Origin of the sequence: Paraburkholderia fungorum (assembly GCF_003610895.1) — a bacterium.
GTDB classification, from domain to species: Bacteria; Pseudomonadota; Gammaproteobacteria; order Burkholderiales; family Burkholderiaceae; genus Paraburkholderia; species Paraburkholderia fungorum_B.
This window is the reverse complement of sequence record NZ_MCAS01000005.1, coordinates 206,160-220,942: the sequence shown is the minus strand read 5'-3', so window position 1 is coordinate 220,942 and position 14,783 is coordinate 206,160. Positions and strand designations below refer to the sequence as shown.

At 63.1% G+C, this 14,783-nt stretch carries 12 protein-coding genes; 1 reads left to right on the top strand and 11 read right to left on the bottom strand.

The genetic code is table 11. The features are described from left to right. The 11 genes from BCY88_RS07250 to BCY88_RS07200 form a co-directional block, all read right to left on the bottom strand. A partial coding sequence (locus BCY88_RS07250) for a hypothetical protein (protein ID WP_183081305.1) occupies window positions 1–566 on the bottom strand: 566 nt, incomplete at its 3' end. Window positions 567–1,008: 442 nt separating this feature from the next. Next, a complete protein-coding gene (locus BCY88_RS07245) occupies window positions 1,009–3,168 on the bottom strand; it encodes an ABC transporter ATP-binding protein (protein WP_120343592.1) in 2,160 nt (719 codons plus the stop codon). Beyond that, window positions 3,165–4,043 carry an ABC transporter permease gene (locus tag BCY88_RS07240; RefSeq protein ID WP_120343591.1) on the bottom strand — a complete coding sequence of 293 codons (879 nt, stop codon included), beginning with the start codon at window positions 4,041–4,043 and terminating at the stop codon, window positions 3,165–3,167. The genes BCY88_RS07245 and BCY88_RS07240 overlap by 4 nt, the downstream gene beginning before the upstream one ends. After that, window positions 4,040–5,050 (bottom strand): ABC transporter permease, encoded by a 1,011-nt coding sequence (locus BCY88_RS07235; protein WP_120343590.1) that lies wholly within the window; start codon window positions 5,048–5,050, stop codon window positions 4,040–4,042. The genes BCY88_RS07240 and BCY88_RS07235 overlap by 4 nt, the downstream gene beginning before the upstream one ends. A 61-nt stretch (window positions 5,051–5,111) precedes the next feature. Continuing rightward, window positions 5,112–6,776: an ABC transporter substrate-binding protein gene (locus BCY88_RS07230; RefSeq protein WP_120343589.1), complete on the bottom strand. Its 1,665-nt coding sequence runs from the start codon at window positions 6,774–6,776 to the stop codon at window positions 5,112–5,114. Window positions 6,777–7,110: 334 nt separating this feature from the next. Further along, window positions 7,111–8,130, bottom strand: a complete 1,020-nt coding sequence (locus BCY88_RS07225; protein ID WP_120343588.1) for a HoxN/HupN/NixA family nickel/cobalt transporter — start codon at window positions 8,128–8,130, stop codon at window positions 7,111–7,113. 18 nt (window positions 8,131–8,148) lie between these two features. Next, entirely contained in the window at window positions 8,149–8,664 is a 516-nt protein-coding gene (locus tag BCY88_RS07220; RefSeq protein ID WP_120343587.1) for a cupin domain-containing protein, read from the bottom strand. A 205-nt stretch (window positions 8,665–8,869) separates the two neighbouring features. Next, on the bottom strand, window positions 8,870–10,975 hold the full coding sequence (gene fusA, locus BCY88_RS07215; protein ID WP_120343586.1) for an elongation factor G: 2,106 nt from the start codon (window positions 10,973–10,975) through the stop codon (window positions 8,870–8,872). Window positions 10,976–11,285: 310 nt separating this feature from the next. Then, entirely contained in the window at window positions 11,286–11,792 is a 507-nt protein-coding gene (locus tag BCY88_RS07210) for a DUF192 domain-containing protein (RefSeq protein WP_028197905.1), read from the bottom strand. A 145-nt stretch (window positions 11,793–11,937) separates the two neighbouring features. Further along, window positions 11,938–12,135, bottom strand: coding sequence for a hypothetical protein (locus BCY88_RS07205; protein WP_120343585.1), 198 nt, complete (start codon window positions 12,133–12,135; stop codon window positions 11,938–11,940). Between the two features lie 454 nt (window positions 12,136–12,589). After that, window positions 12,590–13,159, bottom strand: coding sequence for a pseudouridine synthase (locus tag BCY88_RS07200; protein ID WP_120343584.1), 570 nt, complete (start codon window positions 13,157–13,159; stop codon window positions 12,590–12,592). A 340-nt stretch (window positions 13,160–13,499) separates the two neighbouring features. Here BCY88_RS07200 and icd point away from each other — a divergent pair, with 340 nt between their 5' ends. Further along, window positions 13,500–14,756, top strand: a complete 1,257-nt coding sequence (gene icd / locus BCY88_RS07195; RefSeq protein ID WP_120343583.1) for an NADP-dependent isocitrate dehydrogenase — start codon at window positions 13,500–13,502, stop codon at window positions 14,754–14,756. Window positions 14,757–14,783: the final 27 nt, after the last annotated feature.

The window sequence follows — 14,783 nt, the reverse complement described above, 5'->3', positions numbered from 1 at the left end:
CTGCTGCCACCGCCGCTGCTGCCACCGCCGCTGCTGCCACCGCCACTGCTGCCACCGCCGCTGCTGCCGCCACCGCTGCTGCCACCGCCGCTGCTGCCGCCGCCGCTGCTGCCACTACCCCGACCGCCGCCGCCGGCCGCGCCCGAGCCTGCCGCGCCGCCGCCGCCATTGCCATTGCCGCTCGCAGCACCGCTACTGCTTCCCGCGCTCGCTGCTCCGTTGCTGGGGCCGCTGCCGCCGGCATAACGCGTGCAGCCGCCGACACTGGTGGTTATGCAGTTGCGCGGGCTGAACACCACGGCCGCGTCGTCGGCGGCGGTTGGTTCGTCGGGCGCGGTGCCGGTGGCCGCTGCGCCTGCTGCCGCCGCGCCGTCGTCCTGTGCGAGTTGCGTCGCGACGTGCACGCTGCTTGCCGGCTGCGGCGAACCGGCAGACGGCACCCACTTGGGGATCACATCCGTCGAGGCTGAATACGCGACCTGGGTGACGAGCAAAGCCACACCTGCCACGATCGCCGCACTTCGTAGAACCCCGCAGTAGTACTGATTGAATTTTCTGGTTTTCATCACGTCTCTCCCGAGGGAACGCCGACACCTCGCTGCCGTCATTTCCCACGCTGATTCCTCGACGGCGGGCCTGTCTGAACGCGGGCCACACCGTCCCCCCGGACTCTGGCTTGCGGATGCAAGTCAAGCACCATCACTGCCTTCCCGGCTGCGTAGCCGGTGCGCTGACCAGCACTTGAATGCGCGTCAGCCGATACCGTCGCGGTGCGCTTTTCGTCACGTATCGCTCTTGTCATGGCGATTTCCAAAAGCGACGCTTCAGACGATTTCCCGATCTCTTTGGTCCCTGATGTCTGGTCAGTTCTTAGCGATATCCATGCCATTGCCCGCAAAGCCTTGCGGCGACGGGTATCGAATAGGGGGCTGTGATGCCGGCGAGGAAAAAACGCATGAAAACGTTTCGGCGATGAAACGCAGCCCCGAAAAGCCGCCTTATTGCGCGTTATTCGTTGCGCGCGGCGTTTGCCGACCCGTCGATGGAGGCGTTGCCGGCGTCATCGCGCGAGGCGGTTTGCAGCGCGCGCAGTTCGTCGACGGGGATATGGCAGCGGATGCGATGCACGGACGGCCGGGCAGACGCCCCACTGCCGGCTTCGAGGAAGGGTGGGTCTTGCTGCTCGCAGATCGCGCCCAGCTTGCGCGGGCAGCGCGTGTGGAACACGCACCCGGACGGCGGCGAGGCGGCGCTCGGCAGATTGCCGGACAGGCGGATGCGGGTGCGGCCGTCGTGGGCGTCGAGCGTCGGCACCGAAGACAGCAACGCTTCCGTATAAGGATGATGCGGTCCGCCGAAGACCGCGGCGGCCGGTCCGATCTCCAGCAGCCGGCCGAGGTAGAGCACCGCGATGCGATCCGACAGATAGCGCACCACATGCAGATCGTGCGAAATGAACACGTAGCTCACACCGCGCTCGCGTTGCAGATCGGCGAGCAGATTGAGAATCGCGGCTTGCACGGAGACGTCGAGCGCGGAAGTGGGTTCGTCGCAAACAACCACGCGCGGTTCCCCGGCAAACGCGCGTGCGATCGCCACGCGCTGTTTGAGTCCGCCGGACAGTTGGCGCGTGCGTGAGCCGAGATAGCGCTCGGGCAAGCGCACCGCCGCCGTCAAGCTGGCGAGCCGTTCGTCGATCGCGGCGCCGCGCAAGGCGGTGAGGCGCGACAACGCGCGGCCGATCAGCCGCTTGACCGAATGGGCGCGATTGAGCGCCGAGTCCGGATTCTGGAACACGATCTGCAAGGACTTGACCTGCTCGTCGTTGCGTCGCGTGACGCGCGCGGCGAGCGGCGCGCCGTCGAGTTCGAGCACGCTGCCCGCGTCCGGTGTGAGCAGACCGAGCATCAGTTTCGCGAGCGTCGTCTTGCCGCTGCCGGATTCGCCGACGAGGCCGAGCGTTTCGCCACTGGCGAGATCGATCGAGACGCCGTCGACCGCGCGCAGTGGAGCGCCGGATACGTGGAAGGTTTTCGAGAGTTTGTCCGCGCGCAGCACGAGCGCAGGGCGCTCGCGGTCGCGCAATGCGCCGTCATGCAGCGGCAATGCTTCCACGGACGCACGCGGCAGTTCGATTGCGCGCTCGTGATAATGGCAGCGCGACATCTGATCGCCATGCGCGGCGCTCACCCGGTACGGCGGCGGCGCTTCACGGCGGCAGCGCTCGTCGGCGAGGCGGCAACGGTCCGCGTAAATGCAGCCTTGCGTGACCGAACCCGGCAAAGGCAGATTGCCCGCGATGGTATCGAGCCGCTCGGTGTCCTTGCTGCGCCCGGCACCCGGCAAACAGCGCAGCAGTCCAACCGTATGGGGATGACGTGGCCGCGCGAACACGTCCTGGGTCGCGCCTTCCTCGACCAGCTTGCCTGCATACAGCACGCCGACGCGCTCGCACATCCGTCCGATCACCGCGAGGTTGTGGCTGATGAACAGCACCGCGGTGCCGAGTTCCTCGCGCAACTGCGCCACCAGGTCGAGCACCTCGGCTTCGACGGTGGCGTCGAGCCCGGTGGTCGGTTCGTCGAGAATCAGCAAGGCCGGGTTCGAGGCGAGCGCCATCGCGATCACCACGCGCTGCTGCATGCCGCCCGATAACTGATGCGGATAACTATCCATCACCCGTTCGGGCGAAGCAATGCGCACACGCTGCAGTATCTCGACCGTGCGTTGCAGCGCTTCGTCGCGTGAAACCCCGGCCGCTTCGAATGCTTCCGTGACCTGGCGCGCGATCGTCAGTGACGGATTCAAGGCGCGCCCTGGGTCCTGGTAAACCATCGAAATCGCGTTCGCGCGCATCGTGCGCAACGCGTCGGCGTCGAGCTTCTGCACGTCCTGGCCGGCGATGATGATCTTGCCGGCCTTCACCTTGCCGTTGCGCGGCAGATAGCGCAGCGCCGCCATCGCGACCGTCGATTTACCGCAACCCGATTCGCCGACCAGACCATAGGCCTCGCCGCGCCGCACGCGAAACGAGACGTCCTGCAGCACTTCGCGATCGCGTCCGCGCATCCGGTACGTGACACTCAGGCCGACCACGGTCAGCGCATCCGTGCGGTCGCTCTTCGACACGTCGAAGGCCGGGAACGAGGCGGGCGGCGGGCCGTTCATCGGTCGAGCACTCCTTGCACGCTATCGGCGATCAGATTCACGCCGACCACCAGCGACGCGATGGCGCCGGCCGCGAACACGACCGTCCACCATGCACCGCCTGCCATCAGCGTGTACGACTCGGAGAGCGCGAGTCCCCAGTCGGCGGAAGGCGGCTGAATGCCGAAGCCGAGGAACGACAACGTGGCGACCGCGAAAATCGCATAGCCAAGCCGCACGGTCGCCTCCACGATAATCGGCGGCAGCACGTTCGGCAGAATCTCCGCGAACATGATGTACGGCGCGCGCTCGCCGCGCAGTTGCGCGGCGGCCACGTAGTCCAGATGCCGTTCGGCGAACACGGCGGCGCGTACCGTACGCGCGGTGATCGGCGTGAAGGTGATGCCGATCACGAGGATCACGGTGAAGTTCGACGCGCCGACCGCGGCCAGCGCGAGCAACGCGACGATCACGAGCGGCAACGCGAGCACGGCGTCGATCGCGCGGCCCACGACGTTGTCGACCCAGCCCTCGAAGTAGCCGACGATCAGGCCGAGGGCGGTTCCGGCGACCGTGCCGAGCAGGGTCGCGAGCGGGGCGATGGTCAGAATGTCGCGAGCACCGACGATCACGCGCGAAAACACGTCGCGGCCGAGTTGATCGGTGCCGAACCAATGCGTGCCGTCGGGCGGTGTCAGCGAGTTGAGCGGATCGGAGGCATACGGGTCGATCCGCACGATCCATTGCCCGGCGATCGCGCAGACGACCCACCAGCCGACGATCAACACGCCGACCACGAACGTGGGCGAGCGCAGCAGCACACGCAACTGGTCGAAGCGCGGCTCGGCAGCCGCGCGTGGCGCGGGCGGCGTGGCCGGCGGAACGATGCTGCTCATTCGGCGCTCCTCACCCGCAATCGCGGATTGAGCAGGACGTGCAGCGCATCGGCGACGAGATTGGCGACGGTGTAGACCACGCCGATCGTCAGCACGCCCGCTTCGAGCATGGGAAAGTCCTTGGCCTTGGCCGCGTTGTAAATCAGCGAGCCGATGCCTTGATAGTGGAACAGCGTCTCGACCACCACGAGACCGCCGATCATATAGCCGAGTTGTGTCGCGGCCACGGTGATGGTCGGCAGCAGCGCATTGCGCAAGACGTGCCGCCAGATCACGGTACGGCGCGGCAAGCCCTTGAGGATCGCGGTGCGGGTGTAATCCGCGTCGAGTGCTTCGACGGTGCCCGCGCGGGCCATCCGCGCGATGTAGCCGAAAAACACCAGCACTAGCGGCAGCACCGGCAGAATCAGATGCCGCAACTGTTCGAGCGCGCTCGCTTCGGGCGGATACGACGCTTCGATCGGCAGCCAGCGCAGCCACACGCCGAACACCAGAATCAGCACGATCGACGAAACGAATTCCGGCACCACGGTGGCCGACAAACCGGCGATGCTGATGGTGCGATCGAGCCAGCGTCCCGCATGCATCGCCGACCACACACCGCCCGCAATGCCGAGCGGCACGACGACGATAAACGCGAGCAGGCCGAGCTTGGCCGAATGCGCCAGTGCCTCGGCAATAAACGGTCCGACCGGTTCGCGGTATGCATAGGAGAGGCCCATGTCGCCGCGCACGAAATGCGAGATCCACTCCACGTATTGCGTCATGAGCGGGCGGTCCGCGCCAAGCTGGTGATTGAGCGCGGCGACCGCGCGTGCGTCGGCGAGCGGCCCGAGCACCGCACGGCCGATATCGCCAGGCAGCAACTGCCCACCCGCGAATACGATCACCGACAGCAGCCACAGCGTGATCAGCGACAAACCGAGCCGGGTCGCCAGAAATCGCACGACGCGCCCGGCGTTGCCGCTCGAGACCGGGGACGCGGAAGGGGTCACCGTGGTCGACATCGTGAACTCCTGCCGAAGAAGTGCCGTGCACTCAAGCTTGCACTCAACCGTGCGCTCGACATCACGCGCTTAACACCGCGCGATCGAAATAAAGCTGCGCGAGTGCGGTGAAGCGCACGCCATTTACTTCCTTACGCATCGCGATCAGTTGATCGTAGAAGAACGGGATGATGACGGGCGTTTCGTCGAGCAACAAGGTCTGGATCTGTCCGGAGATCTTTCGCTGCGTGCCCAGGTCGATCGCCGCGACGAACTGCGCGACCAGTTGATCGTATTGCGGGTTCTTGAAATGCGCGGCATTCCACGTGCCGGTGCTGGTGAGCGGCGCATTCAGGAACACGTTCGGCACACCGCGGTGACCGTAATCGGTGATGCCGAGCGGCGAGTCGAGCCAGTCCGATTTGCCCGGCGTGCCCGCGCCGTAGTACAGCGACTGGCTTTCCACTTTCAGATTGATGCGCACGCCGATTGCCTTCGCCGCGTTCTGCACGACCACCGCGAGATCGGGAATCTCCATGTACTTTTCGGTGGTCAGCGTGACGTCGAAACCGTTCGGCACGCCCGCTTGCGCAAGCAGTTGCTTCGCTTTCGCGATGTCGATCCTGCGTTGCGCAACGCCTGCGTCGGAAGACGGAAACACCGGCGCGAACGGGCTGTCGTTGCCGAGCTGCGCGCGGCCCTTGAACAGACCTCGCACGAGCACGTCGCGATCGAGCGACAACGCCAGTGCCTGCCGGACGCGCTTGTCCTTGAACAGGGGGCTGTCGTTGCGCATGTGAATCTGGCGATGCGCGCTCGATTTCACGCCGACCGCTTTGTAGTCCGGATTATTCAGGATGCCGGCACCACCCTGCACGGTGAACGTACCCATCACGTCGGCCTGACGACCTTGCAGCGCGAGCAATTGCGCCTGTTCGTCGGCGTAGAACGAGAACTGTACGCGTTGTGGTAACGCTTTATCGCCCCAGTAATCGGGATTGCGCACGAAAGACGCGCCAACCTTCGCCTGATACTTCTCGAGCTTGAACGGACCGGTGCCGATGAAGCTCTTTTCGTAACCGCCCGCATAGTTCGCGGGCAGGATCACGGCGTTGTAATTGTCCGAAGAAACGTAGTAGGGGAAGTTGCCGTTCGGCGCGTCGAGATGGAAGGCAACCGTGTGTTCGTCGACTACTTTCGCGCCGCCTTTGGACAGCACGCCCTTGAGCACTGAGAGCGCCGCCGAACCGCTTGCCGGATCGGCGAGACGATCGAAGGTGGCGACGACGTCTTTGGCGGTGAATGCCTGGCCGTCGTGGAATTTGACGTTCGAGCGTAGCTTGAAGGTCCACACATCGCCTTTGTCGTTCGGTTTCCACGACAAGGCAAGCGCCGGCTTCAGCACGAGCTTTTCGCCGTCGTCGTCGATCAGGAATTCACCGGTCTGATTGAGCAGCGCGAGACTCGCGGCATCGGTCACCGTGAGCGGATCGACCGCGCCGGCCGGCGTCAGGTGAGCCACGCGGATCGTCTGGTTAGAGGGGCCCGGCGTGCCTTGCGCGCGCGCGAGCGGCGCATTCAGTACGCCGCCGCCAGCCAGTGACAAACCGATCACGCCGGCATAGCGCAGCAGATCGCGGCGCGTGATACGGCCGGCGATGAATTCGTCGATGGCGTGATTGCCGTAGGCGTCGGCGGTGCGGCGGGCCAGGTCGAGTTCGGGAAGTCGATCCGCGGGAGTCTTCATTGATGGAGTGTCCAGTCCGTTCTGCTGTCGGTTCTGAAGGGCCGCGCCGGATGCGCGCGACGGGGCGGCTGATTGCCATGACGAAAAACTGCCATGAGCCGCCATGCTGAAATGCGGTTTCAGTGTAAGCGATTGCCCACTGGTTCGGAGCGCCCGCCGCGCGCTCCGGTTCCGGATCGCGGATAAAAGGGCCGGTGTGTGTCGTCGCCACAACGCTCGGTGGCCTGTGTCGCGAGAAGCGCACGAAAGTGCAGGATGCCGCAGCGCGGGAATCGCTGCGTCGTCGTCGGCTTCGTGGAAACGTTACCGATCACGCCACGCAAGCGGGTTGGATTTACCGCGCAACGGTGCGGGGGCGGCGCCAGCGATGGAGCAGCACCGAGCCGATCCAGCAGGCCACGAAGGTGGCGACGATGCCGTAGCCCAGTTCGCCGAAGCGCTCGTTGAGGCTCGCCACCGCGTCCCATACGCCGCCGTTCAGACCGAGCTTGTCCGATAGCAGCCCCAACGCTTCGACGCCGCCAATGACAATCGCCACCACCGCCGAAACGAACGTGATGCTCGCGTTGTAGTAGAGCTTGCGCTTCGGGTCGTCCATGGCCCAGCCGTAAGCGTGGACCATCAGCACGTTGTCGGTCGAATCGACCAGCGTCATGCCGGCGGTGAAGAGCGCGGGGAACACGAGGATCGAATACAGCGGCAGACCTTTGCCGGCCTCGGACGCGGCAATCGCCAGCAGGCCGATCTCGGTCGCGGTGTCGAAGCCGAGGCCGAACAGCACGCCGACCGGGTACATGTGCCAGCTTTTCGTCACAAGCCGGAACATCGGCCGCAGCGCGCGCGACAGCAGGCCGGCGGGCGCGATGCCGGCCGCGGTTTCAGCAGCGAGTTCGCCGCCGCGCTGGACGTGGCGATAGCGGCGCCACACGTCGCGCAGAATCACGAGGTTCACGCAGGCCAGCACCAGCAGAAACACGGCCGACACGATGGTGCCGATCGTACCGCCCACGGCCTTGAAGGTTTCGAAGCGGTCGTGCAGCGAATGCGCGGTCCAGGCAATGCCGGCCGTTGCCAGAATCACGATCGTCGAATGGCCCAGCGAGAACGACAGGCCTACGCCGAGCGGCCGCTTGCCCGCCTGCATCAGCTTGCGCGTGACGGCGTCGATCGCGGCGATGTGGTCCGCGTCGACCGCGTGACGCAGACCGAAACCATACGCGAGCAACGCCGTGCCGAGCAGCAGCGGATAGTGGCGAAACGCGATCAGCGCCCACGCCCATGCACCGAGATTGGCGGCGATCAGTACGGCATAGAGCGTGATGAGGCGAGGGCGCAGCGAGGCGGTCGGCGTCATGAGTTGCGTGAGAAAAGTTTAGTGATCGTGCGGATGCTTGTGAATCGGATCGACCCAGAAGACCGTTTCCGGCGCCTCCACCGCGTCGATATTCAGATTCACCACCACCGCTTCATTGTCGCTGCGCACCAGCACGCACTCGAGCGGCTCGTCGGTGCTCGCGTTGATTTCCTGATGCGGCACATAGGGCGGCACGAAGATGAAGTCGCCTGGGCCCGCCTCGGCCGTGAACTCCAGATGCTCACCCCAGCGCATGCGTGCCTGGCCGCGCACCACGTAGATCACGCTTTCGAGTGCGCCGTGATGATGCGCGCCAGTCTTTGCATTCGGATGGATCGTCACGGTGCCGGCCCAGATTTTCTGTGCGCCGACGCGCGCCGCGTTGATCGCCGCCGCGCGATTCATGCCCGGCGTTTGCGCGGTATTGCTGTCGAGCTGGTCTGCCTTGATGACCTTGACGCCGTGCTCGCGCCAGTCGACCGGCGCCGACGCATGCTCGTCCTTGTAATGCGGGTGTTCGTGATCCTGGCTCATGGTGTGCCTCCTCGTGGGCGGGCGTCCGGGTGCTGGGCGCGGTGCCTTGCGGCATTTTTGCACGTTCAAAAACGTGTGTGTTGCCTGCGGCCGCGGGCGGTTTTGTGGGCGAAAAAAAAAGCCCATCCACAGGGGACGGGCTTTTTGCTGTCTGCTTTCATGGCTTAGCAGGCCGCAGCACATCGCGTGCGGCAACCTGCGGCGCTTACTTCTGCTTTGCGTTGATCACGGCTTCCGCGACGTTGCTCGGCGTTTCCGCGTAGTGCTTGAACTCCATCGTGTAGGTCGCGCGGCCTTGCGTGGCCGAACGCAGCGACGTCGAATAGCCGAACATTTCCGCGAGCGGCACTTCGGCACGCACCAGCTTGCCGCCGCCCCCGGCGATGTCTTCCATGCCTTGGACCATGCCGCGGCGGCTCGACAGATCGCCCATCACGTTGCCCATGAAGTCTTCCGGCGTTTCCACCTCCACCGCCATCATCGGTTCGAGCAGCACGGGCCTCGCCTTGCGCATCGCGTCCTTGAAGGCCATCGAACCGGCCATACGGAATGCGTTTTCGTTCGAGTCGACGTCGTGGTACGAACCGAAGGTCAGCGTCACCTTCACGTCGACCACCGGATAGCCTGCCAGCACGCCGGCTTTCAGCGTTTCCTGAATGCCCTTGTCGACCGCCGGAATGTATTCGCGCGGAATCACACCGCCCTTGATAGCGTCGACGAATTCGTAGCCCTTGCCTTGCGGCGCAGGTTCGAGCGTGATCACCGCGTGACCGTACTGGCCGCGCCCGCCCGACTGCTTGACGAACTTGCCTTCGACATCCTCGATCTTGTTGCGCACCGTTTCGCGGTAAGCCACCTGCGGCTTGCCGACGGTCGCCTCGACGCCGAACTCGCGCTTCATGCGGTCGACCAGAATCTCCAGGTGCAGCTCGCCCATCCCGGAGATGATGGTCTGGCCGGATTCTTCATCCGTCTGCACGCGGAACGACGGGTCTTCCTGCGCCAGACGATTGAGCGCGATGCCCATCTTTTCCTGGTCGACCTTGGTCTTCGGCTCGACGGCCTGCGAAATCACCGGCTCCGGGAAAATCATCCGCTCGAGAATGATCACGTGCTGCGGATCGCACAGCGTGTCGCCAGTAGTCGCTTCCTTCAGGCCGACTGCCGCGGCGATGTCGCCCGCGTAGACTTCCTTGATTTCCTTGCGCTCGTTCGCATGCATCTGCAGGATCCGGCCGAGGCGCTCCTTCTTCTCCTTGACCGCGTTGTAGACGGTGTCGCCCGAATTCACCACGCCCGAATAAACGCGGAAAAAGATCAGCTGGCCGACGAACGGGTCGGTCATGATCTTGAAGGCGAGCGCCGAGAACGGATCGTCGTCGCGCGGATGACGTTCGATCTCCTTGTCGTGTTCGTCGTGACCCGTGATGGCGGGCACGTCGACCGGCGACGGCAGATAGTCGATCACCGCGTCGAGCATGGCCTGCACGCCCTTGTTCTTGAACGCGCTGCCGCACAGCATCGGCACGATCTCGTTGGCGATGGTGCGCACACGAATGCCGTGCTTGATTTCCTCCTCCGTCAGCACACCGCCATGCAGGTACTTGTCGAGCAGTTCCTCGCTCGCTTCAGCGGCGGCCTCGACCATCTTGTCATGCCATTCCTTCGCGGTATCCGCGAGTTCGGCCGGGATGTCGCGGTATTCGAACTTGATCCCCTGGTTTTCTTCGTCCCAGTAGATCGCCTTCATCTTGACGAGGTCGACCACGCCCTGGAAATGATCTTCCGCACCGACCGGAATCTGGATCGGCACGGCGACACCCTTCAGGCGATCGCCGATCTGCCGCTGCACGCGGAAGAAGTCCGCGCCCACACGGTCCATCTTGTTGACGAACGCAATGCGCGGCACCTTGTACTTGTTCGCCTGGCGCCACACGGTTTCGGATTGCGGCTGCACGCCGCCGACCGAGTCGTACACCATGCACGCGCCGTCGAGCACGCGCATCGAGCGTTCCACTTCAATCGTGAAGTCGACGTGGCCCGGAGTGTCGATGATGTTGATCCGATGTTCGGGATAGTTGCCGGCCATGCCCTTCCAGAAGGCGGTGGTGGCCGCCGACGTGATGGTGATGCCGCGCTCCTGCTCCTGTTCCATCCAGTCCATCGTGGCAGCACCGTCGTGAACCTCGCCGATCTTGTGGGTCACGCCTGTGTAGAACAGGATGCGTTCAGTAGTGGTGGTTTTGCCGGCGTCGATGTGAGCGCTAATGCCGATATTCCGGTAGCGCTCGATGGGAGTCTTGCGGGGCACGTGAACCTCCTTGAAATGGCGCGCCTGAAACGCTTGCCGGGCAACAGTCTGTGCCGCCCGGGGAGCCTCTTTGCTGCTTTGCTAAGAATACTAGGATAGCGCGTCGGCCTGTCTTTTGCAGGAATCTTGCCAGCCGCGCGTGATGGCCTGCTGGTATGGCTCCCGGCGCGGCGCGGATCGCTTTCGCGCCATGTTGGGCATTCTTAGGCCTACGTGGAACGCAAAAAAGCCGGCGCCTCGCGAAAGGCACCGGCTTTTCCGGAAAGCGGCCGCTGAAGACGCGGCAGGGTATCGCCGTGGCGGCGCGCGTTTACTGCGCGGCCGGCAACCCCTGGATTTTCATCCCCGGCTTGATGCCTTTCGACGAGAACCAGCCCTTGCTCATTTCCAACGCATACACGCCGTTGTTCTTCGGGCAGTGATTGTTGGTGGTTTCGGCCTGCATTTCGTCGATGTCGGTGACCGTGCCGTCGGCGCGCATGAAAGCGATCGACAGCGGGATCAACGTGTTCTTCATCCAGAAGCAGTGCACGGCGTTTTCATTGAAGACGAACAGCATGCCTTCATTCGGCGCAAGCGTCGTGCGATACATCAGGCCTTGTTCGCGGTCCGCGTCGTTGGCGGCGACAGCTGCGTCGATCACGAACATGCCCGCCGTCAGCTTCGCGCGCGGGAAGTCGCCGGGCTGTTTCGCGCCGGCCGGCATCTGTTGCGCATGAGCGGGGGCAGCGGTGGTCGCGGCGAACGAAATCGCGGCGAGCGGCAGTGCAACGGCAACAGCGAAACGCGCAATCAACGAGCGCATGGGAAATCGCACGGCATGACTCCTTGCTGGAAATTAACCCGCGAATGTTACGCGAGCGCGTCAAAAACAAAAAGGCAGATCGCCTTGCGGTGATCTGCCTTTCAACGCCGTAAGAACGGCAATGAAGCGTGTTCTTGACTGCGTTTTTACGACAAACTTACTCCGATGCGCCCGAAGCTGCAGCAGCAGCTGCTGCCTTCTTGTGCGACTTCTTGTGCGACTTCTTGTGTTCAGCCTTCTTTGCCGACGAAGCAGCTGCTGCCGGAGCTGCCGAAGCTGCTGCCGGTGCCGAAGCTTGTGCGAATGCTGCCGTTGCGAAGAGGCCAGCGACCAGAGCGGCGATCAGTTTGTTCATTTTGTAAATCCTCAGCTTGAGTTAATTAACCAAATGACCCGGTTATATGTAGAGTCATGTCGGTAAACGTGCCATCCACCTTTCGGTTGACAGCCGCATCGACATTTTTTTCGACGCGTCTGCTTAGCGCTCAGACTGCCTGTACTCGCCGCGCAAGCGGCTTGTGCAAAGGCTCTTAAGGCTGAATGCCGGATAGCTTTGGGCGGCATCTGCGTCGAATAACGCGTGAGCTTGCGCGCTGGTTGACGTGTTTTTTGTGGAAAATTTATATGCCGGCGTGCTGATGCAAATGAATGGCTGAGCAGTGGTCGCGAGCGCAATTGTTTCACGCGGTTTTACGTTGGTTTCACGCGCTATTTTTGTTTGCGGATACAACGAGTTAGCCTTTTCTCCGCGGGTGCGGAAACGATCTCGATGCGAGTTCGCCGCGGCAATGGCGCGCAGCCAGGCAGCATCAGACCACGCCGTCCCATGGCGCGTTCAGCGGTAACTCAACACTCTCTCCTGGCTGCAGTCCGAGCGAAAAAATATCGAGTGCGCCGATACCGGCGCGTACGAGACGCAACGTCGGAAAACCGACCGCAGCGGTCATGCGTCGCACCTGACGGTTCTTGCCCTCGGTAATCGACAACTCGATCCATGTGGTCGGAATCGCGGCGCGATAGCGGATCGGCGGTGTGCGTGCCCAGAGCGAGTCGGCAGGCTCGACGTACTCCGCGCGGCAGGGCCGCGTCACGTAATCGCCGAGATCGACGCCGCGCGCGAGCTTCTTCAGCGTGGCATCGTCCACCGCACCTTCTACTTGCGCCCAATAACGTTTGACCAGTTTGTGGCGCGGTTCGGCGATGCGGGCTTGCAGCGCGCCGTCATCAGTGAGAAGCAACAGTCCTTCACTATCGGAATCGAGCCGGCCCGCCGGATAGACGCCGGGCACTTTCACCCAATCGGCCAGCGACGCCCGTGTTTCGTGCGGCGAAAACTGACAGATGGTGCCGAACGGTTTGTTCAGGGCGAGAAGTCGCATAAGGGAATCGAAGAAGGTCGGTCGGCGCGGGCCGCGGTGGTGGCGTGCCACACAAACCGGGCGGGGCGCTGGCCCAATAGTAAAGCGCGGAATAATAATGCATAATCAGTTTCAGTAAATCAGTTGTCTTATATAAGACATAAGAGTAAAGCGTCTTGCCGGTTTTGATTTTCGACAATGTTGGAAAACCCCGAGCCGCTCCGGCCTCGTTGCCGCGCCGGCGTGGGCTAGAATAGGCGACCAGGCCGCTCGCGGGCGTCCGGCATAGCGCGTAGCGAGGAGCACCCAGTTTCCGCAGTCTCCCATCAGCTTTCAGCACAGCCTTCACTGGAGTCCGATCATGCCGTATCAGCACATCAAGGTTCCGACCGGCGGTGACAAGATCACCGTCAACGCAGATTTCTCGCTCAACGTTTCCGACCAGCCGATCATTCCGTATATCGAAGGCGACGGCACGGGCTTCGACATTACGCCGGTGATGTTGAAAGTGGTGGATGCGGCGGTAGAAAAAGCCTATGCGGGCAAGAAGAAAATCCACTGGATGGAAATCTACGCCGGCGAGAAATCGACCAAGGTGTACGGCCCGGACGTGTGGCTGCCGGAAGAAACGCTGCAGGTGCTGAAGGAATACGTCGTCTCGATCAAGGGGCCGCTCACCACGCCGGTTGGCGGGGGCATCCGTTCGCTGAACGTCGCGCTGCGCCAGGAGCTCGATCTGTATGTTTGCCTGCGCCCGGTGCAGTACTTCAAGGGCGTGCCTTCGCCGGTGCGTGAGCCTGAGAAGATCGACATGGTGATCTTCCGCGAGAACTCGGAAGATATCTATGCCGGCATCGAATGGCCTGCCGGCTCGGAAGACGCGAAGAAGGTCATCAAGTTCCTGCGCGAAGAAATGGGCGTGAAGAAGATCCGCTTCCCGGAAACCTCGGGAATCGGTGTCAAGCCGGTGTCGCGTGAAGGCACGGAGCGCCTCGTGCGCAAGGCGATCCAGTATGCGATCGACAACGATCGCCGCTCGGTCACGCTCGTGCATAAGGGCAACATCATGAAGTTCACGGAAGGCGCTTTCCGCGACTACGGTTATGCGCTGGCGCAGAAGGAATTTGCCGCGGAACTGATCGACGGCGGCCCGTGGATGAAGATCAAGAACCCGAAAACGGGCGGCGACATCGTGGTGAAAGACGTGATCGCCGACGCGTTCCTGCAGCAGATCCTGCTGCGTCCGGCCGAATACGACGTGATCGCCACGCTGAATCTGAACGGCGACTACGTTTCGGACGCGCTGGCCGCGCAAGTCGGCGGTATTGGGATTGCGCCGGGCGCGAACATGTCGGATTCGGTCGCCATGTTTGAAGCCACGCACGGCACGGCCCCGAAGTACGCCGGCAAAGACTACGTGAATCCGGGTTCGGAAATTCTCTCGGCTGAGATGATGTTGCGTCACATGGGCTGGACTGAAGCGGCCGATCTGATCATCAAGTCGATGGAAAAGTCGATTCTGCAAAAACGTGTCACGTACGATTTCGCGCGTTTGATGGAAGGTGCGACACAAGTGTCCTGTTCGGGCTTCGGTCAGGTCTTGATCGGAAATATGTAAGCGATTCGCACCGGCCTGTCCGGCTTG